At 68.9% G+C, this 22,100-nt stretch carries 19 protein-coding genes and 1 tRNA gene; 14 read left to right on the forward strand and 6 right to left on the reverse strand.

From position 1 onward, the window contains the following. The first annotated feature begins 125 nt into the window (after positions 1 to 125). Positions 126 to 1,097, forward strand: coding sequence for a hypothetical protein (locus ACEUEL_RS00955; RefSeq protein WP_405701246.1), 972 nt, complete (start codon positions 126 to 128; stop codon positions 1,095 to 1,097). 108 nt (positions 1,098 to 1,205) lie between these two features. Here ACEUEL_RS00955 and ACEUEL_RS00960 read toward each other — a convergent pair whose 3' ends face one another. After that, entirely contained in the window at positions 1,206 to 1,694 is a 489-nt protein-coding gene (locus tag ACEUEL_RS00960; RefSeq protein ID WP_405701248.1) for an Hsp20 family protein, read from the reverse strand. A 442-nt stretch (positions 1,695 to 2,136) separates the two neighbouring features. Here ACEUEL_RS00960 and ACEUEL_RS00965 point away from each other — a divergent pair, with 442 nt between their 5' ends. Both ACEUEL_RS00965 and ACEUEL_RS00970 read left to right on the forward strand, forming a co-directional pair. Beyond that, positions 2,137 to 2,550 carry a hypothetical protein gene (locus ACEUEL_RS00965; protein WP_405701250.1) on the forward strand — a complete coding sequence of 138 codons (414 nt, stop codon included), beginning with the start codon at positions 2,137 to 2,139 and terminating at the stop codon, positions 2,548 to 2,550. Between the two features lie 121 nt (positions 2,551 to 2,671). Next, complete coding sequence (locus ACEUEL_RS00970; RefSeq protein WP_405701252.1) at positions 2,672 to 3,610, forward strand: alpha/beta fold hydrolase; 939 nt, start codon at positions 2,672 to 2,674, stop codon at positions 3,608 to 3,610. Between the two features lie 8 nt (positions 3,611 to 3,618). Here ACEUEL_RS00970 and hisN read toward each other — a convergent pair whose 3' ends face one another. Then, on the reverse strand, positions 3,619 to 4,404 hold the full coding sequence (gene hisN, locus ACEUEL_RS00975) for a histidinol-phosphatase (protein ID WP_405701253.1): 786 nt from the start codon (positions 4,402 to 4,404) through the stop codon (positions 3,619 to 3,621). A gap of 1,244 nt (positions 4,405 to 5,648) precedes the next feature. Next, entirely contained in the window at positions 5,649 to 6,539 is an 891-nt protein-coding gene (locus ACEUEL_RS00980; protein ID WP_405701255.1) for an N-formylglutamate amidohydrolase, read from the reverse strand. Between the two features lie 243 nt (positions 6,540 to 6,782). Here ACEUEL_RS00980 and cpdR point away from each other — a divergent pair, with 243 nt between their 5' ends. After that, positions 6,783 to 7,142, forward strand: a complete 360-nt coding sequence (cpdR, locus tag ACEUEL_RS00985) for a cell cycle two-component system response regulator CpdR (protein ID WP_405706499.1) — start codon at positions 6,783 to 6,785, stop codon at positions 7,140 to 7,142. Positions 7,143 to 7,220: 78 nt separating this feature from the next. Continuing rightward, positions 7,221 to 7,295 (forward strand) — tRNA-Val (locus ACEUEL_RS00990). Between the two features lie 586 nt (positions 7,296 to 7,881). Here the strand turns inward: ACEUEL_RS00990 and ACEUEL_RS00995 are convergent. Further along, complete coding sequence (locus tag ACEUEL_RS00995; protein WP_405701256.1) at positions 7,882 to 8,766, reverse strand: hypothetical protein; 885 nt, start codon at positions 8,764 to 8,766, stop codon at positions 7,882 to 7,884. Positions 8,767 to 8,803: 37 nt separating this feature from the next. Next, on the reverse strand, positions 8,804 to 10,429 hold the full coding sequence (locus ACEUEL_RS01000; RefSeq protein WP_405701258.1) for an ABC transporter substrate-binding protein: 1,626 nt from the start codon (positions 10,427 to 10,429) through the stop codon (positions 8,804 to 8,806). Positions 10,430 to 10,586: 157 nt separating this feature from the next. On the opposite strand from ACEUEL_RS01000, the gene ACEUEL_RS01005 reads away from it, so the two are divergent. Genes ACEUEL_RS01005 through ACEUEL_RS01045 form a run of 9 tightly spaced genes read left to right on the forward strand, consistent with a single transcriptional unit; the run spans position 10,587 to position 21,134 of the window. Then, a complete protein-coding gene (locus ACEUEL_RS01005) occupies positions 10,587 to 11,549 on the forward strand; it encodes an ABC transporter permease (protein WP_405701260.1) in 963 nt (320 codons plus the stop codon). Between the two features lie 3 nt (positions 11,550 to 11,552). After that, positions 11,553 to 12,449 carry an ABC transporter permease gene (locus ACEUEL_RS01010; protein WP_405701262.1) on the forward strand — a complete coding sequence of 299 codons (897 nt, stop codon included), beginning with the start codon at positions 11,553 to 11,555 and terminating at the stop codon, positions 12,447 to 12,449. Positions 12,450 to 12,458: 9 nt separating this feature from the next. After that, positions 12,459 to 14,129 carry a dipeptide ABC transporter ATP-binding protein gene (locus ACEUEL_RS01015; protein ID WP_405701265.1) on the forward strand — a complete coding sequence of 557 codons (1,671 nt, stop codon included), beginning with the start codon at positions 12,459 to 12,461 and terminating at the stop codon, positions 14,127 to 14,129. Beyond that, positions 14,126 to 14,719, forward strand: a complete 594-nt coding sequence (locus tag ACEUEL_RS01020) for an acyl-CoA dehydrogenase family protein (protein ID WP_405701267.1) — start codon at positions 14,126 to 14,128, stop codon at positions 14,717 to 14,719. The genes ACEUEL_RS01015 and ACEUEL_RS01020 overlap by 4 nt, the downstream gene beginning before the upstream one ends. Continuing rightward, on the forward strand, positions 14,716 to 16,047 hold the full coding sequence (locus ACEUEL_RS01025; RefSeq protein WP_405701269.1) for an LLM class flavin-dependent oxidoreductase: 1,332 nt from the start codon (positions 14,716 to 14,718) through the stop codon (positions 16,045 to 16,047). The genes ACEUEL_RS01020 and ACEUEL_RS01025 overlap by 4 nt, the downstream gene beginning before the upstream one ends. Continuing rightward, a complete protein-coding gene (locus ACEUEL_RS01030) occupies positions 16,047 to 17,273 on the forward strand; it encodes an acyl-CoA dehydrogenase family protein (protein ID WP_405701270.1) in 1,227 nt (408 codons plus the stop codon). Before ACEUEL_RS01025 ends, ACEUEL_RS01030 begins: the two co-directional genes overlap by 1 nt. Continuing rightward, positions 17,270 to 18,247, forward strand: coding sequence for an amidohydrolase family protein (locus ACEUEL_RS01035; RefSeq protein ID WP_405701272.1), 978 nt, complete (start codon positions 17,270 to 17,272; stop codon positions 18,245 to 18,247). Before ACEUEL_RS01030 ends, ACEUEL_RS01035 begins: the two co-directional genes overlap by 4 nt. Positions 18,248 to 18,252: 5 nt before the next feature. Beyond that, a complete protein-coding gene (locus ACEUEL_RS01040; protein ID WP_405701274.1) occupies positions 18,253 to 19,488 on the forward strand; it encodes an acyl-CoA dehydrogenase family protein in 1,236 nt (411 codons plus the stop codon). A gap of 20 nt (positions 19,489 to 19,508) precedes the next feature. After that, positions 19,509 to 21,134 (forward strand): ABC transporter substrate-binding protein, encoded by a 1,626-nt coding sequence (locus tag ACEUEL_RS01045; RefSeq protein ID WP_405701275.1) that lies wholly within the window; start codon positions 19,509 to 19,511, stop codon positions 21,132 to 21,134. A gap of 98 nt (positions 21,135 to 21,232) precedes the next feature. Here ACEUEL_RS01045 and ACEUEL_RS01050 read toward each other — a convergent pair whose 3' ends face one another. After that, the gene (locus tag ACEUEL_RS01050; protein ID WP_405701277.1) at positions 21,233 to 22,093 is read right to left on the reverse strand and encodes an ABC transporter permease; all 861 of its coding nucleotides are present in this window, start codon (positions 22,091 to 22,093) and stop codon (positions 21,233 to 21,235) included. Positions 22,094 to 22,100: the final 7 nt, after the last annotated feature.

The following is a 22,100-nucleotide window of genomic DNA, read 5'->3' on the forward strand; positions in this document are numbered from 1 at the left end:
CCATTGCCGGCCGCCCCGCTGCGGGCGCGCGATGTCCCGGCGGGCGCGGGCGCGGCGTCTCACCGGCGCCGCATTCGTTGCCCTAGTCTTCGGGCTTCCTCAGCTTCCCTAACGGATCGACGCACATGGCCGGCCTTGCCTTCCCCCCGTTTGCCCGGTGCCGGGCGGCCGCAGGCTCGTTTCTCGCGGGTGCCGCACTGATCCTCGTGGCCGCGGCCAGCCCGGCATCGGCGCAGTACTACTCCCCCTTCGATTACGGCTACGGGCCGCCGCCGTTCCCCGACGAGGCCTATCGCCCGCGACCCTATCGCGCGCCGCCCTACCGGCCGGCGCCCTCGCGCGTGCTGCCGCAGAGCGATGTCGGCGCCTTGTTGCGCTCGATGGGATTTGCCGCGATCACGCCGGCCCGGCGGGTGGGCGATCACTACGTCGCCGATGCGACCGACGGCGATGGCGTGCGCGTGCGCATCCGGCTCAATCGCTACAGCGGCCAGATCGCCTCGGTGCGGCCGCTGGCCCGGGGCGAGCCACCGCTGACGCCGCCCGCCAATGTACGCACGCCGGCGCCGCCAAAGCCGACACCGGCGAAGCCGGCACCCCCGCAGACCGCGGCGCGGCCGGCGCCGGAATCCCCGAAGCCCGTTCCCGACGGCGCGTCCCCGCTGGCCCCGGCGCCACAGGGGCAGGTGGCCTCTCCCGAATCGACGAAGCCCGCCGCGCCGGGGCCGGCGACGCCGGGTGGCGCGACATCGCCGCCCGCTGCCGCTGCCGCTGCCCCCCGGACGACGCCGGCGCCACAAGGCGCGCCCCCCGCTCCCGAATCCACCGCCGCCGTGGCTCCGCCGGCAGCCCCCGCCGCGGCGGCGCCGCCGGTGCGCGTCATTCCCGGGGTGGCGGTTCCTCCCTCGGCCGGAGGAGAGCCCCCGAAGCCGCCGGTTCCCGCGGCTGGCACCGATGCCGCCATGTCGGCGGGGCTCGGCGCCGGGACGGCGACGCCCGGCGATTCGGTGTCCGCGGGCACGGCTTCCGTGCTGACCCGCGATGCGGCCAAGCCTGCCGAGAAAAGCGGCAAGGACAAGAAGTCGTCCGTGAACTGATGGATCGCGCCAGGCGCTCATGAAAACGCCGCCCCGGCATCGGCCGGAGCGGCGCATGTCATCGGTGCAGGGTGCGGCGCCCGATCAGATTGTCCGGCGCCGCAGCGCTCACGCCGCCTTGGCTTCGAGCGAGCGGCTCTCCGCAGCACCCACCTCGACCGGCTTCCCGGCGGTCACGATCGGAATCGTGCGGGGCTTCAGCGTCTCGGGAATTGTGCGCACGAGGTCGACGTGGAGCAGGCCGTGCTCGAGCGCGGCACCCCGGATCTCGACATGGTCGGCCAGCTGGAACCGGCGCTCGAAGGTCCGCGCCGCAATGCCCTGATAGAGCATGTTGGCCGCGCCCTCGGACGATGAAGTCTGCTTCTCGCCGCGGATGGCGAGCGTATTTTCCTTCACCTCGATGTTCAGGTCCTTGTCGGTGAACCCGGCCACCGCGACGGTGATGCGATAGGCGTTCTCGCCCGTCCGCTCGATATTGTAGGGCGGATAGGTCGAGTTCCCGTTCTCCACACCGCTCACCTGGTCGAGCAGGGAAAAGAGGCGGTCGAAGCCGATGGTGGAACGGTAGAGCGGGGAAAGATCGTAGCTGCGCATGGCATATCCTCCTTTGAAGCGACATGCAGTCGGGATCCGCCACAGGCCGGACCCGAAGAGCGCCGCCAACATGGCCGGCGCACCCAAAGAGATGGGTGCCCCGTGCCATCGCGCAAGAGGGCGAGAGCGGCTGCGGCACGTCGTGAATGTCACCCGTGCGCCATGTTCCGGCCGGGCCTTCGCCGGGCCGATGAATGCGCCGTGAAGCCCCGCTTCCGAGGCCGTTCAGCCCGTTCAGGGCAGGGTCGGGCGATCAATCGAGGCAGCTTCCGGCCTCGCGAATCTCTCGTTTCTCACCGGCGACGAGATGAATACGCGATGAACGGCTGCTTCGGTTGACGTTCAGCCCCTGCCCCCTAACTGGAACATTGGTTTGTGCCCGACGGGACGATTCCACGGGCATGACCGGGGGTGCGGGCGTAATGCAGGAGGGATCCTGACGGTGGCGGCGCGTGTTTCGGCCGCGCTGGTGTTGGCCGTGCTTCTCGATTTGGGGGGGCTCGGTGCGACCCCCGCGCAGACCCAGGGAATCGGCATCACGGTCGGCGGACCCTGGGGCGCCATGGGCGGGGGGGCGCAATCGGGCAGGCAGGCGACGAGCCCGTATGTCCCCTACGAGACCCCGCCGACACCACCGACCGTCGCCAGCGATCAGGGGTCGACCAGCCCGGCCGATGCGGTGCAGATGCTGCGCGGGCGCGGGTTCACCAATATCGAGGTGATAAAGCAGCGCGGCGCCTCCATCATCCTCGAGGCGACCGGGCCGCGTGACGAGCGGGTGCAGCTCGTCGTCGACGGCGCGTCGGGGTCGATCATCGGGATGAAAGTCATCGGCTTCGGCGACAAGCGCTATTAGGCCGTGCCGGCGGGTTTCGGGGACGCGACGATTGCCCGTCCGGGCTGCTCCGGTGTATCGCTCGGCTTGCCCGCCGCGCGACTTTGCGCACCCGCCCCGCCGCCTGTGATCTGGCCCGCCGATGTTGCATGAAACGCCAGCCAACCCCGTGCCCGAGGGGGCCGTCAGCGGCCATTTCAATGCCGCGGACGGGGTCCGCCTGCGCTATGCCCGCTGGCCGGCACTCGGCGCGCGCCGCGGCACGGTCTGCCTGTTCACCGGCCGTGCCGAATCGATCGAGAAATATTTCGAGACCGTTCATGACCTGCGCCGGCGCGGCTTTGCCGTCGCCGCGCTGGACTGGCGCGGGCAGGGGGGCTCGCAGCGGCTGCTGCGCAACCCGTTCAAGGGGCATGTGGGCGACTTCGCGGATTACCAGCTCGACCTGCAGGCGTTTGTCCGCGAGGTGATGCTGCCCGATTGCCCGCCGCCCTATTACGCGATCGCCCATTCGATGGGAGCGGCCATCCTGCTCGACACCGCCCGCCACGGCCGCCAGTGGTTCGACCGGATGGTGCTGCTGGCGCCGATGCTCGAGATCGCGCTGGTCAAGCACGACGTCGCCGCCTACCGGGCGGCGCGGCTGCTGCGGGCGCTGGGCTGCGGCCGGCTCTATGTGCCCGGGCGGCGGCGGCTTCCGGTCAACGAGCAACCCTTCCGCGCCAACCGGCTCACCTCGGATCCCGTCCGCTATGCGCGCAATTACGGGATCGCGGCCGCCCACCCCGCGCTCGCCCTGGGCGCGCCCACGGTGAGCTGGATCGAATCGGCCTTCCGGCTGATGGACCAGCTTGCCGATCCGGTGACGGCGCGCGCGATCCGCCAGCCCCTGCTGATGATGGCCGCCGGCGACGACGAGGTGGTCGCGACGCGTGCCATCGAGCACCTGGGCATGCGCCTCATCGCCGGCGCGCATCTCGTGATCCCGGGCGCCCGACACGAGATCCTGCAGGAACGCGATTTCTTCCGCGAACAGTTCTTCGCGGCCTTCGACGCCTTCGTGCCGGGAACGCCGGCCTGACGAGCGGATCAGCCGCCGGCGAGCACGGCGAGCGCCGCGGCATGAACGCGGGGATCGCCGGCGACGACGACCCGCCCGCCTTCGAGCGGGCGCTTGCCTTCCCAATCCGTGACGATGCCGCCGGCGCCCTCGATCACCGGGATGAGGGGCAATATGTCGTGGTCGTGCAGATTGGTCTCGATGACGAGGTCGACATGGCCGGCGGCGACCATGCAATAGGCGTAGCAGTCGCCGCCATAGCGCGAGAGCCGGACCTTGCGCTCGACCTCGACGAAGCGCGCCCGGTCGTGGTCGTTCATCAGCAGCGGGCTGGTGGTCACCATCAGCGCCTGGTCCAGAGCGGGGCAGGGTCGCACCGCGAGGCGGCGCTCGCCGGCGGGGCCGCGGTAGCGGGCGCTGCCGCCGTCGCCGTAGAAACGCTCCCGGATGAAGGGCTGGTGCATCATGCCGTAGCAGGGCTCGCCGGAGCGCGACAGGCCGATCAGCGTTCCCCATGCCGGCATGCCGGCGATGAAGGACTTGGTGCCGTCGATGGGATCCAGCGTCCAGACGAATTCGGCGTCGGGCCGGTCGTCCTCGAACTCTTCGCCGGTGATGCCGTGTTCGGGAAAGGTGCGACGGATCAACGCGCGCATGGCCTGTTCGGCGGCGCGGTCGGCGGCGGTGACGGGGTCGAAGCTCGCGCCGCGGCTCTTGTCCTCGACGCCGATCGCCGTGCGGAAGAAGGGGAGGATGGCCTGGCCCGACACGTTGGCGAGCTCATGCACGAAGGCCTCGAAATCGACTGCTGACATGGATTTGCGCTCCCCCTCGCCGACGGTGCCGTGTCGCGCCCGCGTGCTGTGAATATCGGCCCCGCGCGGCCGCGGCAACGGAAATGCCGCGCAAACCTCCGACCCGGCGAGCGAGAGATTTGCGTAGAGTGCATGGCTGTCATTCAGCCATGACTTCTTTTTGAGCAGCCGTTCGGCTTGTTCTTGGGAAGGGTTGCTGCCATATTGTGTTCACGCAGGACGCGATTGGCGTCGCTCCTGTTGCCCTCCTTGGGCGTTTCCTCCCTAGACTTGGGCCGCTCCGTTTGCGTGAGCGGCCCCTTTCTTTTGGTGGACCGAGAACGCGAGCGCCCGGTCGGGCCGCGACTCACCCCGCCGCCTCCGCTTCCGACCCGCGCGCCGGCCCGTCAGGCTCGCCGGCGTGCGCCCGCCGTCATCGATCAGGACCGGGATGGCCCGCTCGAGATGAAACGGCGGTGGTGCGGCATTCGGATTGTGCGCGATTTGCGCTATTCGCGCTTTGTTGATTGCATCGAGGTTTCGGTTGGCGGTTTCCGCACTTGCATTTTGTGCGGTGCGGTGCCACTATTGCGTTGCGGTAACGCGATTGGCGTCGCTTACCGCTGCCCTCCTTGGGCGTTTCCTCCCTAGACTTGGGCCGCTCCGCTTGCGCGAGCGGCCCCTTTTCTTCGGGGCAGGGCCGTACCGCGCGGCCCCGTCCGAGTGTCGTGCCCTCGACGTCCCGCCTGTTGCCTTTATCCGCATGAAAACGCCGAGAAGCCATGGGCCCCTCGGCGATGTTCAGGCACGGATGCGCGACAAAAACGCCACATCCCTTTTCAATTGCGCACATGGCGACGGAAATGGTGCCGTGCGTCTTGATTCTTCCGCAATGCACCTACATCTTTGTCTCGTACGCAGCGATTGGCGTCGCTCCGTACTGCCCTCCTTGGGCGTTTCCTCCCTAGACTTGGGCCGCTCCGTTCGCGTGAGCGGCCTCTTTCTTTTCGGCGCCTTGGCGGCTGTCCCTTTGGATGCACTCTTCGTCGGGTTGTCCGATTGCCGTGTCGTTCTGCACAGCGCGTGCTTCTCTCAGCTTGGCACCTCAAGGTGGGCAGCATTCGAGCGGACCTGTTTGCCGGTCAATCTCGAACGTGCAGGATTCGTATATCTGTCATGCCTGAAATGCAAGGCTCTCTCGTGGCAATTTGCATCGCTCGATCAAAAAAATGGATCGGATTTCGTAACTAAATGAAATCTATGGCCTATTCGGCCGCGATCCGGGCCGGCGCAAGGCCCAGCTGCTCCAGTCCGGCCAGCTCCCCCGCCATTTCGAGGAGGTCCTGGCGCAGTTTTTCGAAGCCCGAGGTGCGGCTATAGGTCCGCTCGTCCATGTACAGGGCCCGGTTGATCTCGATCTGGACGGCGTGGAGCCCGGACGCCGGATTGCCGTAGTGCTCGGTGATGAAACCGCCAGCATAGGGCTTGTTGCGGGTGACGACGTAGCCCCGGCGTCGGAGCGCGGTCTCGATGAGGTCGGGAATCGCCGACGAGCAACTCGTGCCGTAGCGATCGCCGATGATGAAATCGGCGCGGGTGCGGTCATCGCGCGAGCCGGTGATCGAGGGCATCGAATGGCAGTCGACCAGAACCGCCATGCCGAAGCTGCGCTGCAGCTGTGTCATCAGCCGCCGCAGGGTGCGGTGATACGGCTTGTAGAGCGTCTCGATGCGCTCCAGCGCCTCGGCGATGGGTATGCGCCGGGCATAGATTTCCTGGGATTCGCCCACGATCCGGGCAATGGTCCCAAGTCCGCCGGAAACCCGCATCGAGCGCGTGTTGGCGTAGGCGGGCAGGCGCCCCTCGAACATGCGCGGATCGAGCTCGTAGGGCTCACGGTTCACGTCGAGATAGCAGCGCGGAAAATGGGCGCGCATGAACGCCATCCCCGCCGAGGACACCCCGCAGAACAATTCGTCGACGAAACTGTCCTCGGAACGGCGCAGGAGCGGCATATCGAGGCGGGCCTGCTCGACGAAGGCACGCGGATAGATCATGCCGCTGTGCGGGGAGTTGAACAGGAACGGCGCAGCGATACGCACGGGCTCGACAACGTCGAAGGCCGGCTCGACAGTCTCGGCAATGACGGCGTTCATGTGTCTCCAGCCGTTCCTCGTGGCGCTTCCCGGCGCCGGGATGTTCCGCGGCGCTGGACGGCCGACCCGGCCGCGATGTGAAGCGAGCCCCGCCGCCGGGGGGCATCATGCGAGTCCGGCACGGGAATGTCGACCGTGAAGCGGCTCGCCTGCGCCAAACCTTTTGCCTCCGATATGCTAGCAAAGAGAAGGCAATGCGATTCGGCGTCGGCCGCGTCGGGGGAAGAAACGGGGTATACGGGCATGACGAGGATCCTGCTCGCGGAAGACGACAACGACATGCGGCGGTTCCTGGTGAAGGCGCTCCAGAATGCCGGTTATGACGTCGTGTCGTTCGACAACGGCCAGTCGGCCTATAACCGGCTGCGCGAGGAGCCGTTCGAGATGCTGCTGACCGATATCGTCATGCCGGAGATGGACGGAATCGAGCTGGCGCGGCGTGCGACCGAGCTCGATCCCGATATCAAGGTGATGTTCATCACCGGTTTCGCCGCGGTCGCGCTCAACCCGGACAGCCAGGCGCCGAAGGATGCGAAAGTGCTCTCGAAGCCTTTCCATCTGCGCGATCTGGTGAACGAGGTCGGCAAGATGCTGGCGGCCTGAGCGGTCATCCTCATCTCAGCGCTTGCGCGGGTGGGGCCGACCCGATATAGGGGGCTCCGCCCGGTGCGGGCACGGAATGGGCGCGTAGCTCAGCGGGAGAGCACTTCCTTGACATGGAAGGGGTCACAGGTTCAATCCCTGTCGCGCCCACCATTCCGAAGAGACTGAAAAACAAAAACTTTTCCGTCTCTGCCGCTTCGACGTCGAGCCTGCCCAAATCCCAGCCGGAAGCCTTTCGGAAGCAAGCGGACGCTTTTCGCGCCTCCGAATGCGGCTGGTCGAGACCCAGGATGACCCGATCGCCTTGGCGGCGGTCTCGGGGCGCGTTGGTCGATCACCAGTAGATGGTTGCGGGCGATCGGGTCCGGCTTGCGCCGACCCTGCTCCCGATCGCGCGCGGTTACCCGACAGGCCGAATCGCTCGGCGAACTCGCCCTGCGAGAGGCGAAGCCGCCGGCGGATGGCCGCAACATCGATGTCATCCGCCGCGAGGAGGCGCGCCGGCGCGGCCTTGGCGATTTCCTGACAGCAGAGGGTGCACTTTGCCGCTCGTGGCCTCGATGCGGTCGCGTCCGTCCTTGGTGGGCTCGACGTCAGGGATGATCAGCGTGCCGAGCGGGCATCGAGAGCGGTTCGGGAGCGGCGCCATCGGCGGCTTTGCTCGCGGGCGACCTTCGCGGGCCGGCCCCACGCACTGATGGCGAGCGGGCCGGCCTCATGCGCCAAAGGGCTGAAGCCGCTAGGCTATATCGACGTGGGCGTCCGAGGCGAAGAGATCCTGCGGTGTCAGCCTCCTCTCGCCGATGCCCTGGGCGAAGGCGTCGTCCAGCAACCGGCCGAGCGCGGCCTCGTTTTCCTTCAGGCCGTAGCGCCATTTGGCGTCCAGCGCTGGGCGGCTCGAAGCCTTGGCGAGCTCGAAGACGCGCTGCAGTTCGTCGAGCGAGGGGATCTTGCCCAGCGCGCTGCGGCGGATGGCAATGACGTGCATCAGCGGGAAGATGCCGGTGCGGGCGAACCAGGCTTCCTCTTCCTGCTCGAGATTGGCTATCAACGGCCGCGTTCCGCCGTCCCTCGGCGCGTCGGCCGCGATGATGGCGTCGATCTCGCCCTGCCGCAGCAGTTCTGCCAGCGAAACGGGGCTGCGCGCCAGCGCTACGCCGCGCGGCGCGGGCACCGGGAAGGTGTCGACGCGCGGAGGACCGTCCACTCCGGCGACCACCCACTCGATGCGCTCGAGCCGCACGCCGTACTCCCTGGCAAGAAGGCCGCGCGCGACGATGCCCGCGGTCTGATGCCAATCGCTCACGCCGACCCGCCGGCCTTCCAAGTCGGCGGGCGAGGTGATGGAGCCGTCGTTGCGCACATGTATCGCCGCATGGCGGAAGCTGCGCCACGGGTAGACCGGGATCGCGATCAGGCTCGCGTCGCCGGCGGCTTTGAGGGCGATGTAGCGCCCGAGCGGGAACTCTGTTGCATCCCATCGGCCCTCATTGATGAAGCCGTGCCGGACCTCCTCGAAGGAGCCGAACTCGACATCGAGGGCGTAGCCATCGGTCGCAATCGAGGCGAGCGCCAGCGTATGAGGCCGTTCGGGAAGGGCGAGGCGAAGGGTCGGGACAGTCATGTGTTCTCTCACCGTTGGGGGGAGGGTGCGCTCTCGGTCAGTCCGCCAGCCAGGCCTCGTAGACGATCTGGTTGGGGCCGCCCGAGCCGCCCGGCCCATAGGCGACGTTGCGCACGCGGGGGCTGCCCGCCCACAGCGCCACGGCGTTGAACACCGGGATGGCATAGGCCTCGTCGAGGATGATCTTCTGCACCTCGTCGGTGATTCTGCGGCGCTCGGCGGCGTCGGTGGTCGCGCGCTGCCGGTCGAGCAGAGCATCGATCTTGTTCTCGGCCGGCAGCCGGAAGCGGTTCAGCGTCTTGGTGGAATAGACCGCGCGCAGCACGTCGGCGTCGGCGAGATACCAGGTCCAGCGGTGCAGGTCGTAATTGCCGGCCAGCAGCGCCTCGTCGAACGCGCCCGCCGTCAGGGGGCGCAGCTTGAGATCGATGCCGACGTCGCGAACCTGCTGCTGCACCACTTCGAGGAAGGCCTGATTGATCGGCCCGGCGCGGTAGGAGGCGGTGATGACGAGCGGCTGGCCGTTCTTTTCGCGAATGCCGTTGGCGCCCTCCTTCCAGCCGTCCTCTTCAAGCCGCTTGCGGGCGAGGTCGGGGTCGTAGGCGAGGTCCTTGCTCTGGTCGAGATGGTTGGGCGCCTGCGGCGTCAGCAGGCCGGTGGCGGCCGGCTGGTTGCCGCTGAAGGCGATCTGCGACACCTCCTCGCGGTTGATCGCCTGCCGCAGCGCGAGGCGCACCGCGCGCTCGCCAACGATCGGCCGGGAGGTGTTGATGACGAGGTTCACCGCCATGCCGAGCGATTTGACGCCGGTGATCGGATAGCCGGCCTTCTTCAGCGCGGCGGCGTCCTGATCGGACACGTTCTGGATCAGGTCGACCTGCTGGCTCTTGAGGGCGCCGGTGCGCACGCTGGCTTCCGGCACGATCTTGTAGACGACCTTGTCGAGATAGGCCGGCCCGCCATGGGTGCGCAGCTTGGACGGCCAATCATAGTCGGCGCGCTTCGCGAGCACGGCCTCCTGATTGTAGATCACCTTCTCGGTCACGAAGGGCCCGGAGCCGATGACGCCCTGCGAGCAGCGTTCATTGGCCGTCTTGTCCAGCGTCGCCTGCGCGACGATGCCGAGTTCGGAGGTCGAGGTGGCCTGCAGGAAGGGCACGTTGGGCTGGTCGAAACCGATCTCGACGGTCAGCGGGTCCGTCACCTTGATGTCGGTGATGCCCTTGAGATAGGCGCCGCCGGCGGCGCCGGGGATCTTCGCCAGCTTTTCGAAATTGTTCTTCACCACCGTGGCGTCCAGCTTGGTTCCGTCGCTGAAGGTCACGCCGGGGCGCAGGTGGAACGTGTAGCGCGTGGCGTCCTTGTTCACCTCCCATGAGGCGGCAAGCCAGGGAGCGATCTCGATCGGGTTGGCGTAGTTCTGCTCGGTGAGCGAATCGACCAGCTGGCGGCCCTCGTTGGAGCCGTAGCCATAGTTGCTCTGCTGCGGGTCAAGGCATTCGTCCTGCCGCGCCAACGCGATGACCAGCGTGCCGCCGCTCTGCGGCTTGCCGTCCGCCAGCGCCGTGCCCGATAGCGCCGAAGCGCCCAGGAGGACGGCCAGAGCGGTGCGCGCAGGGAGGAGGCGACGCCCTTGGGCGCGGCCGGCTCGATTGAGACTCATGGAACATCCCCGATGTGAGCGGCGGGCGTTGGCTGACGGCGCCGAGATAAGATATTTAGTTGACATATTTTATAGATTAAATACTGTCAACGACATCGACGCTGTTCCCCGCCGCCGCGGCACAAGGGGAGCCCGGCCACATCGACAAGGCAGGCTGATGATCCCCTACCTGATCCGGCGCTTCGCACACGCAGCCATCGTGCTGTGGGCGGCATTCACGGCGACCTTCTTTCTGCTTTACGTGCTGCCGGGCGACCGGGCACTCGCCAAGCTCGGCGCCGACAGCGGCGGCGGTGCGGTCAGCCTCGAGGAGCTCGCCAAGCTGCGCGCCGAGATGGGGCTCGATCAGCCGGTCGTCGTGCAATATCTGCGTGCGCTCTGGCGCGCGGTGCAGGGCGATTTCGGCGTCTCCGGCCAGACCGGCGGCGACGCGCTCGCCATGTTCGCGACCGGTGTGCCGGAGACCCTCAAGCTCGCCGCCGCCGCGCTCGCCGTCGGCCTCGTCCTCGGCATCGGCTGGGCGCTGCTCGCCGCCTACACGCGCTCTCCGGCGACGCGGCAGATCCTCTCGGGCCTACCGGTGATCGGCGTCTCCGTGCCGCCGTTCTGGGTCGGCCTCGTCCTGCTGCAGCTTTTGTCCTTCCAGTGGAACCTGTTGCCGGCGATCGGCAATGCCGGCCTCGCGAGCCTGGTCCTGCCGGCGCTGGTGCTGGCGATCCCGAAGGCGGCGGTCGTGGCGCAGATCCTCTCCCGCAGCCTCGAAGCCTCGATGAAGTCCCCCTACATCGAGACCGCCTTCTCGCGTGGCGCCGGCCGCATGCGCGCCTTGCTCGGCCACGCCTTCCGCAATTCCATCATCCCGGTGATCACCGCGCTCGGCATGATGGCGGGGCAGCTCATCGCCGGTTCCGTGGTGGTGGAGACGGTGTTCTCCCGCTCCGGCATCGGCCTGATCACGGTCAAGGCGGTGACCTATCAGGACACCCCGGTCGTGCTGGTCGCGGTGGTGTTCGCCGCCGCCGTCTACGTCACCGTCAATCTCATCGTCGACCTGTTCTACCCGCTGATCGACCGGCGGGTGGACATCGGGCTGCGGCGTCCGGCAGCTCAGGGAGCCTGATCCATGACCTTGGCCTATCCCCGCTCGGACGCCGACTTCGCGGTCCCCCGCTTCGGCGCGCGCGCCATCGGCGGCCTCCGCTCCGCCGCCACGGTCCTGCGTCGCGAGCCTGGCCTGCTGTTCGCCGCCCTCGTGCTGGCGACGGTGGTCACCGCCGCGCTGTTCCCCCAGCTCTTCACCTCGCTCAATCCGCTGCGCGGTGCCGGCGCGGCGCGCCTGCTGCCGCCGAGCGCGGTACACTGGTTCGGCACCGACCAACTCGGGCGCGACCTGTTCACCCGCGTCGTCTACGGCACGGGGGAGTCGGTGAAGGCGGTGATGATCGCTGTGCTGGTCGGGCTGGCGCTCGGCTCGCTGATCGGTCTCGTCGCCGGCTATGTCGGCAGGTGGGTGGACGACGTGCTGATGCGCGTCATGGACGTGCTGCTCGCCGTGCCGACCTTGCTGATCTCGCTGGCGATCATCAGCGCGCTCGGCTTCGGCACCTTCAACATCGCCATCGCCGTGGGTGTCGGCAGCGTGGCCAGCTTCGCCCGCCTCATGCGCTCGGAAGTGCTGAAGGTTCGCCAGATGCCCTATGTCGAGGCGGCGGCGTTTTCCGGCATCGGGCCGTTGCGCACCCTCATCCGCCATGTTCTGCCGAATGCGGCCGGCCCGGTGCTGGTGCTGGCGACGCTGGAACTCGGCATGGCCATACTGAGCGTCTCGGCGCTCAGCTTCCTCGGCTTCGGCGCCCCGCCGCCCGCCCCCGAATGGGGCCTGCTGGTCGCCGGCGGACGCGACTACATGGCGACCGCCTGGTGGCTGACCGCTCTGCCCGGCCTCGTCATCGCCATCACCGTGCTTTCCGCCAACCGCGTCGCCCGTGCCCTCGACCGGCGCCACGCCGCGACCTTCTAGGGGCGGGGCATGACGAGCGAGAGCGATATCCTGCTGTCGATCCGCGGTCTGAGGGTCGCCTATCGCACGCGCGACCGCGTCAACGAAGCGGTGAAGGGCGTCGACATCGAGGTGCGCCGGGGCGAGGTCGTGGCGCTGGTCGGCGAGTCCGGCTCGGGAAAGAGCACGATCGCCCACGCCGTCATGGGCATGCTGCCGGCGACGGCGGCGATCACGGCCGGCGAGATCAGCTTCGACGGCGACGCGCTGACACGGCTTTCCGAGAAGGACTACCGGCGCCTGCGCGGGCACCGCCTCGGCTGGGTGCCGCAGGATCCCATGGTGGCGCTGAACCCCTCCCATCGCATCGGCCGGCAGGTGGCCGAGCCGCTGCTGATCCATCGCCTCGCGGGCAAGGCCGAGGCGAAGGCCAAAGCCGTCGAGGCACTCGGCCGCGTCGGGCTGAACCAGCCGGCGCTGCGGGCCGAGCAGTTCCCGCACGAACTGTCCGGCGGCATGCGCCAGCGGGCGCTGATCGCCGGCGCGCTGATCTGTGACCCCGCCCTGATCATCGCCGACGAGCCGACCACTGCGCTCGACGTCACCGTGCAGAAGCGCATCCTCGACGATATCGGCGTGCTGGCGGCCTCATTCGGCACAGCGGTGCTGATCATCACCCATGATCTCGCCGTCGCCGCGGACCGCGCCGACCGCATCGTCGTGCTGCGCCACGGCGAGGTGGTCGAGGCGGGAAGCGCGCGCGAGGTGCTGGGCCATCCGCGCGACGACTACACCAAGCTGCTGCTCGCCAGCGCGCCGAGCCTGGCGGCGGGACGACGGCGGCATGCGGCGGCGGCGTCCGGGGCGCCGACAACGGGCGAGGTTCTGCCGCTGGCCGCCGCGCGGGCGCCGCTGGTCGCCGTGGAGGGCGTCTCGAAGGATTTCACGCTCGGCGACGCGGCGGGTCACCGCAGCACGTTCCGCGCCGTTGACGGTGTCAGCCTCGCCATCGCGCCGGGCCAGACGGTCGGCCTCGTCGGGGAATCGGGCTCCGGCAAGTCGACGTTGGCCCGCATCATCCTCGGCCTGGTCGCGCCGACGAGCGGCGATGTCCGCTTCGAGGGGCGCCCTATCGGCGAGCTCAGCCGTACCGAGGAGCGCCAGCGCCGCCGGCGGGTGCAGCCGATCTACCAGAACCCCTATTCCTCGCTCAATCCGCGCCTGTCCATCGCCGAGATCGTCGGCGAGCCGCTGGCCGGTTTCCGTCTCGGGGACAGGGGCTGGCGCCACCGCCGCACGCTCGAACTTCTCGATCAGGTCGGCCTGCCGCAAAGCTTCGCCGAGCGGCTGCCGGCCGAGCTGTCCGGCGGCCAGCGCCAGCGCGTCGCCATCGCGCGCGCTCTCGCGCCCGAGCCCGCCCTGGTGATCTGCGACGAGCCCGTCTCGGCGCTGGACGTGTCGATCCAGGCGCAGGTGCTCGACCTGCTGGCCGAGCTCCAGCGCCGGCACGGCCTGGCCTATCTCTTCATCTCCCACGACCTCGCCGTGGTGCGTCAGGTCTCCGACAGCGTCGGCGTGATGAAGGACGGGCGCATCGTCGAGTTCGGCAGCGCCGACCAGATATTCCAGCGGCCGCAGCATGCCTATACGCGGCTGCTGCTCGATTCCATCCCTGGCCGCAGTCTGGCGGAGGCATCATGAGCACGCCTGTCGACCTCGGCGCCCTGTCGCGCGATGTCCACCGCCTCGCGCGCGACGACACGGATGCCGCCATCATCCTCGTCGAGCGCCATTCCACCGGCGATCCGGCGCGCCAGCGGCTGATCGCCTCGGCGCTGCATCTGTCGGTCACGCTGGGCGTGCTGGACGGTTTCCTCGACCGGGCGACGGGCTTCCTGAGAACGCGCTCAACTCCCTGGTACGGCGCCGGCCTCGCCCGCGCCACGGAGGATCCGCATGTGCTGCGCGCGCTCGGCCTGCTGGTCTCGAAGCGCGATGCGCTCGATGCACTGGCGGAAGAGGCGCTGGCCGAGGTCGCGGGTGCCCTCCGTCATGACAACCCGCCCGCCACCGTCGGCCGCGTGGACATCGCGCGCCACTATGCGGCCCGGGTCGCCCGCGCCCTCGTGAGTGAGGGGATCGGCCTGCTCGGCGCCAGTTCGGCGAGCGGCAAGCACGGCTTCGACCGTTTCTGGCGCGACCTGGCCGCGCACCAGTTGCGCTACCCGCCCGGCTGCGACGCCGAGGCCTTGGGGCGGAATTTCATCACCGAGACAAGGGTCGCATCATGAGCGCACGGCAGATGCATCTGAACGTCAACGTCCACACCTCCGGGGCGCATCCCGCGGCGTGGCGCGCGCCGGGCGGCAACCCGGCGGCCTTCATCGATGTCGGCTATTATCAGGAGATCGCGCGCATCTCCGAGCGCGGCCTGCTCGACGCGGTGTTCCTGGCGGATTCGCTGAACGCCGCCCCCGACCCGACCGCCGGCCCGAGCTGGGCGCTCGATCCGGTGGTGATCGTCGCCAGCATGGCGGCGGTGACCTCGAAGGTCGGCTTCATCGCCACCGCCTCCACCACCTTCAGCCACCCTTACAACGTGGCGCGCGCCTTCTCCTCGCTCGACCATGCCAGCAAGGGCCGTGTCGGCTGGAACGTGGTGACGACCTATGACCAGCGCGCGGCCGGCAATTTCGGGCTGCGCGGCCTGCCCGAGCACGAGGACCGCTACGCCCGCGCGGCCGAGTTCGTCGATGTGGCGCTGGCGCTGTGGGAGAGCTGGGAGGATGGAGCGCTTCTCGCCGAGCGCGACACCGGCCGCTTCGCCGAGGCAAAGCTGATCCATCGGCTGGATCACGTCGGCACGCACTTCTCCGTCACCGGCCCGCTGCAATTGCCGCGCACCCCACAGGGGCGGCCGCTGCTGGTGCAGGCCGGCAGTTCCGAACAGGGCCGTGACCTTGCCGCCCGCTTCGCGGAGGCCGTGTTCAGCGTGCAGCAGGTCGTCGAGGAGGCCCGCGCCTATTACGCCGACCTGAAGGAGCGGGCACGGCGGCTCAACCGCGATCCCGCCACCCTTGCCGTACTCCCCGGCCTGTCGCTGACCATCGGCGGGACGGAAGCCGAGGCGCAGGCGCGCAAGCGCGCGCTCGACGCCATCGGCGAGGAGGGCGCGCTCCAGCGCTTCGCCAATCGCCTCGGCGTCGATGTGAGCGAACTCGATCTCGACAAGCCCGTCCCGGAGAAACTCATCGCGCGCATCGACGCCGCCAAGGGATCGCGCGGCTTCATCGACGCCACCGTCGCCGTGGTCCGCGACAGCCGTCTCACCGTGCGCGAGATCATCGCGCGCGGCGGCGGCGGCCACCGGCTGCTCACCGGCACGCCGGAGCAGATCGCCGACTTCATGCAGGAGTGGTTCACCACTGGCGCGGCCGACGGCTTCAACATCATGTGCGACGTCTTCCCCGAGGGGCTCGACGCCTTCGTCGATCAGGTGGTGCCGATCCTGCAGCGACGCGGCCTGTTCCGCACGGCCTATGAGGAGGACACCCTGCGCGCGCGCTACGGCCTGCCCTGGCCGACGCCGCGGGCGCGTCATGAGCGGGTCGCAAGCTGATGACCGCGCATGTTGCCGCACCCCACGGTGGCGCGGCGCTTCTGACCTCGCATCAGGAAGCGCTGGCCGCCGCCCGCCAGCTCGCCGCCGGCTGGTCGAAGGTCGCCGCCTCGATCGACGCGGAACCGCGGGTGCCCCACGCCGAGCTCGACGCGCTCGCGCGCTCCGGCCTGCTGGCCATCACCATCCCACGCGCGCATGGCGGGCCGGACCTCGGCGTCGCGACCCTGATCGAGGTCTTCCTGATCCTTGCCGCCGCCGACACGGCGCTGGCGCAGGTGCCGCAGAACCATTTCGACTTCGTCGACACGCTGCTCGTCGCGGCGCCCGAGACGCAGCGCAAATTCTACGGCGAGGTGCTGGCCGGCGCCCGCTTCGGCAATGCCATCGCCGAGCCGAACCGGCGCTCGCGGGGCGATCTCAAGACCCGCATCGTCGAGGCGGGCGACGGCTATCGCCTCGACGGGGCGAAGTATTTCTGCACCGGCGCGCTGACGGCGCAATGGGTGCCGGTTCATGCGCTCCATCCCGACGGGCGCGTGCTGACCGCCTATGTCGCCAGCGGCACGCCGGGCCTCGAACTGCGGCAGGACTGGGATGCGTTCGGCCAGCGCGCCACCTTCAGCGGCACGGCGCTGCTGACTGATGTGCGCGTGCCCGCCGGCCATGTGATCGAGCGCGGGCGGGGCGAGCCCGGCCTGCTGACGGCGCAGTTCGCCGGCAACCAGCTGATCCATGCGGCGATCGAGGCGGGCACCGCCCTCGGCGCGCTCACCCTTGCCGCGCGCTGGCTGGATCAGACCCCCGTGCCGTCGGCGGTGAAGCTGGCGCGGCTGGGCGATCTGCGCGTCGAGGTCGCGGCGGCTACCGCGCTGGTGCGCCGCGCGGCGCGGCTGGTCGATGCCGGTCTGGCGCGCATCTCGCCCGTCACCGAAGCGCCGCTGGCGGCCGCGATCGCCGTCGATGAAGCCAAGAGCGTCACCTACGACCTCGGCCCGCAGGTGACGGGGGAGCTTCTCGACTTCGCGCCGCCCGAAGCCGTGGCAGAGGCGCTGCGGCACGACCGCTTCTGGCGCAACAGCCGCACCCATTCGATGCACGACCCGGTGCGCTGGCGGCAGGCTTTCGTCGGCGACTACCACCTCAATGGCCGTCTGTCGGCCGACCTGCAGGCGAAGCTGCGGCTCGCCGATCCCGTCCTCGCGAACACGGAAAGCGGCGCATGAGCACCCGCAACGACTGGCAGATCATCGACGTCCACGCCCATGTCCGCCCAAAGGGGTGGGCGCCCCGCCTGCCGGCCTACGCAACGGCGCAGGACCGCGAGGTGGCGGCTACGCGGGCGGCCAAGCTCACCGATGTCGCGCTGCTGGTGCGCGAAAGCGAGGAGGCCGGCATCGATCTGCGCCTGCTCAGCGCCACGATCGAGGGCTTCTTCGGCATCGAAGGGCCGACCGATGCCGGGGAGATCGCGCGGGTCAACGATTTCCTCGCCGAGGCGGTGGCCGCCCATCCCAACCGGCTGGGCGCGCTTGCCACGGTCGATGCCTTTGCCGGCGAGAGCGCCGCGCGCGAGGCGGAGCGGGCGGTGCGCGAACTGGGCCATGTCGGCATCGTCATCGATTCCGCCCGCGACGGGCGTTTCATCGGCGATGCCCGCGTGCGCCCGACGCTGGAGGTCGCGGCGGCGCTGAAAGTTCCGGTACTGGTGCATCCCGTCGCCGCCCCGATCGCCGAGGCGCTGACGCAGGCGGCCGGCGTGCCGGGCAACAGCTTCGGGCGCGGCCTCGTCAACGGCACCGCCTTCCTCTCGGCACTGCATGCCGGTCTGTTCGAGGAACTGCCCGACCTCAATCTGATCTTTACCGCCATCGGCGCGGGGGCCCTGGTGCTGGCGGCGTCCGAGACCGAGCACTATTCCGCCGAGGCCCGCCGCAGCGGGAAGCCGCTGCCCAACGCCTATTTCGACATCATGGGCCTCGAGCCCGCCGTCATCCGCTTCCTCGTCGATCTCGTCGGTGCCGAGCGTGTCGTGGTCGGCAGCGACTGGCCGATCTGGGCGCCGGTGTCGCGTGACGGGCTGGCGAACGCGCTCGACGCCGCCGGTCTGTCCGCCGCCGAGCAGGCCTTGGTCGCCGGGGGCAATGCGGGCCGGCTGTTGAATCTGCGATCGCTGTCGCAGGCGCGCGCGGCCGAGTGAGTGCCATGACCCGCGCCCCGAGCCTCGTGCTGCCGAAAGAGCCGGTGCGGCTTTGCCTGCCCGACCGCGCCGCTTTGCTGGCGCGGGTTCCGGCACTCGCGGCGAGCATCGCCGTGGGCGCGGCGCAGCGCGACATCGAGCGCGAACCACCTCTCGAGGCGTTCCGCCTCTTCCGCGAGAGCGGGCTCGGCGCCCTGCGGTTGCCGCGCGCCTGGGGTGGGCCAGGCGGCACGGTGGAGGATGTGATCGAGCTGATCGCGACGCTGGCGCAGGCGGATTCCAACGTCGCCCACGCGCTCCGCCCGCATTTCAATTTCGTCGAGCTCCTGGTGACCCAAGCCGGCGGCGCGATGGCGCCGGCGGCGCAGGCCGTCGCGCGCGGCGATCTGTTCGGCAGCGCGAGCACGGAGATCGGCACGCCACGGCCGGGCATCATCACCACCCGCCTGTCGTGCCGGGAGGACGGTCTGCGGCTGGACGGGCGCAAGCACTACGCCACCGGCACGGCCTATTCCGACTGGGTCAGCCTCAGCGCGTTGGACGAGGCGGGCGCGACGGTGCGGATCCTGCTGCCGACCGACCGCGCCGGCATCGAGATACTCGACGACTGGGACGGCATGGGACAGCGGCTGACCGCGAGCGGCGGCATCGTCCTCACCGACGTCGAGGTGTTCCCGGCCGAGATCTCGGCGCGGCCGCCCGATGCCTTTCCCTCGCGCCATGCCGCCACCTTCCGCCAGCTCGTCCTGGCGGCCTGCATCGCGGGCATCGCGCGCAATGTCGTGACCGACGCGGCCGGCTATGTGCGGCGCCAGGCCCGGCCGATCGCGCACAGCCCGGCGGCGAGCGCGCGCGAGGACCTCTTCGTCCAGCAGGCGGTCGGCGAGATCGCCGCGTTGTCCTTCGCCATCGACAGCCTGCTCGCAAGGGCCGCCCGCACCAGCGATGGCGCGCAGCAGGCGATCGTCGTCGGCGATCCCGACATCGACGCCCTCCTGACCGCCAGCGCCATCGAGACGGCGAAGGCGCAGGTGGTCATCGGCGAGCTCGCGCTCAAGGCGGCGCAGCGCATCTTCGATGTCGGCGGCGGTTCCGCCACCCGCCGGACGCTCAATTTCGACCGCCACTGGCGCAACGTCCGCACCCTGCTCAGCCACAACCCGTCCGCCTACAAATCCCAGGTCGTGGGCGATTTCCTGATCAACGGGAAAGCGCCGCCGACCGATGGCGGCTTCTTCTGATCATTCAACGGAATTCAGCTATGCCTCCTCGTTCCCCGCTTCGTCTTTCGCCGCTCTGGCTCGCCGCCGCCCTGGGCCTCTCGGTCGGCGGCGCATCGGCGCAGACCGCCTCCAACGACACCACCAAGGACACGCCCCGGTCCGGCGGCACGCTCGTCGTCGGCTTGCAGATCCAGTCGCAATGCCTCGATCCGCAGCAGCATCACCACGGCTTCGGCTCGCGCGAAGGCCGGCAGCTCGTGGATTCGCTCACCGATCAGGGATCGGAAGACGCCTCCAAGATCGTTCCCTGGCTGGCGACGTCCTGGGAGATAAACGAGGACGCGACGCGCTATGTCTTCCGTCTGCGCGACGACGTGACCTTCAGCGACGGCTCGAAATTCGACGCCAGCGTGGTGAAGGAGAATTTCGAGGTGCTCGCCAAGATCTCCGGCGCGGCGGGTGCGGAATATCTCACCGGCGTGAAGGAGATTACGGTGCAGAATCCGAGCACCGTGACGATCAGCTTCAAGGAGCCGAACCTCGCTTTCCTTGCGGCCACGGCGACCTCGGAACTCGGCATCGTCGCGCCGGCGACGCTGAAGAAGGCGGCGGATGCGCGCTGCTATGAGAGCGTGATCGGCTCGGGGCCCTTCGTCCTGGAGAGCGCAACCTTCAACGAACAGACCGTGCTGATAAAGCGCAAAGGCTACAACTGGGCCTCCAGCCTGAAGAAGCACCAGGGCGAGGCCTATCTCGACAAGGTGGTCTCCAAGGTCATCCCGGAGGCGAGCGTGCGCACCGGTGCGCTCACCAGCGGCCAGGTCGACCTCATCGCCTTCGCCTCCTATCAGGACGCGGCCAAGCTCGAGGCGGCGGGCTTCCGGCTGATCAACGCGCGCTACATCGGCACGGCGGCCAGCCTGTTCGTCAACACCTCGCGCCCTGTTGTCAGCGATCTCGAGGTGCGCCGCGCCCTGCGCGAAGGCATCGACACCAAGGAGGTCGTCCAGCTCGTGCAGAACGGCTATGTCGACGCGGCGACGGGCCTGCTGACGCCGAAGACGCCGGGCTTCCTCGATCAGACCCAGCAGCGTCCCTACAATGCGGACGCCGCGCGGGCGCGCCTCGACACGGCCGGCTGGAAGGAAGGCGCCGACGGCGTTCGCGAGAAGGACGGCCAGCGGCTCAAGATCACCGGCGCCTTCTTCTCCAATGCGCTCAACCGCTCGCTGTTCGAGGTGCTGCAGCAGCAGCTGCGCGACATCGGCGTCGAGCTCGTGGTGCGGCCGATTCCGAGCAGTGCGGAATATCTGCAGGGCCAGATCCGCGGCGATTACGATGTCTATCGCTGGCATTGGTCGCTCGCCGACCCGGACGTGCTGCGCAAGGACTATTCCAGCGCCGGCATCAACCGGCTGCGCCTGCTGCCCGAGAACGACATTGACGCACTGCTGAACAAGCAGGCAGGGACCACCGACCCGGTGGAGCGCCGGAAGCTGACCGACGAGGTGCAGAAGATCATCCTCGATCGCGGCTATGGCATTCCGTTGTTCAACCCCGACAATCTCTGGGCCGCGAACCCGAAGGTGCAGGGGCTCGCCTTCGGCCCCAGCGGCACGGGCGGACCGCACGAGATCCTCTATGACACCTGGCTGGCGCCGTAGAGAGATTCTGAAGGGAGCAGATTCGCTCCATGCCGGCGCGCTGTGCCTCGCGGGTCCGCGGTTGAAGCGGCGCGTATTCGGCGCGCCGGGGTGGCCTTTTATCGTTTCGGGTTGAGCGCGTCGTTCAGCCCGTCGCCGACCAGGTTGAGGCTGAGCGTCGCGAGGAACAGGGCGAGGCCCGGGAACGCCGCCATCCACCAGGCGCGGTTGAAGAATTCCTGCGCGTTGTGGAGCATGGTTCCCCAGCTCATCACGTTGGGGTCGCCGAGGCCGAGGAAGGCGAGGCTGGTTTCCAGCAGGATGGCGCCGGATATCTGCAGCGTGCCGTTGACGATGATCGGCGGGAGGGCGTTGGGCAGGATTTCGCGCACGATGATGTCGCGGTGCGACATGCCGAGGCTGCGCGCCGCCTCGACGAAATCGCGCCGCTTCAGCGTCAGGAACTCCGCGCGGATCAGGCGGGCCGTCACCGGCCAGGCGAGGATGCCGATGACCAGCACGATGTTCCAGATGCTGGAGCCGAACAGCGCCACGATGACGATGGCGAGGAAGAACTGCGGGAGAATCTGGAACAGCTCCGTCACCCGCATCAGGGCGTCGTCGACCCAGCCGCCGAAATAGCCGGCGATGCTGCCGAGCGTGATGCCGATCACGGACGAGGTCGCCATGGCGAAGACCCCGACCATCAGCGACGTGCGCGCGCCATAGATGATGTTGGAGAGCACGTCGCTGCCGAGGCTATCGGTGCCCAGCCAGTGCTGCGGCGACGGCGGCACGAAGGAGCGGCCGATGTCGAGAAGCCCATAGGGCGCGAGCCAGGGCGCGAAAATCGCGGTGAACAGGAAGATGGCGGTGATGCTCATGCCGAACACCGCCGCCTTCTGCCGCCGCAGACGGCGCCAGGCGCGCCGGCCGGGTCCCATGGGCAGCGTGACCTGAACGGGAAGGGTCATCGACATGCGGGCC

The sequence above is a fragment of the Ancylobacter terrae genome, assembly GCF_045108345.1.
GTDB lineage: Bacteria > Pseudomonadota > Alphaproteobacteria > Rhizobiales > Xanthobacteraceae > Ancylobacter.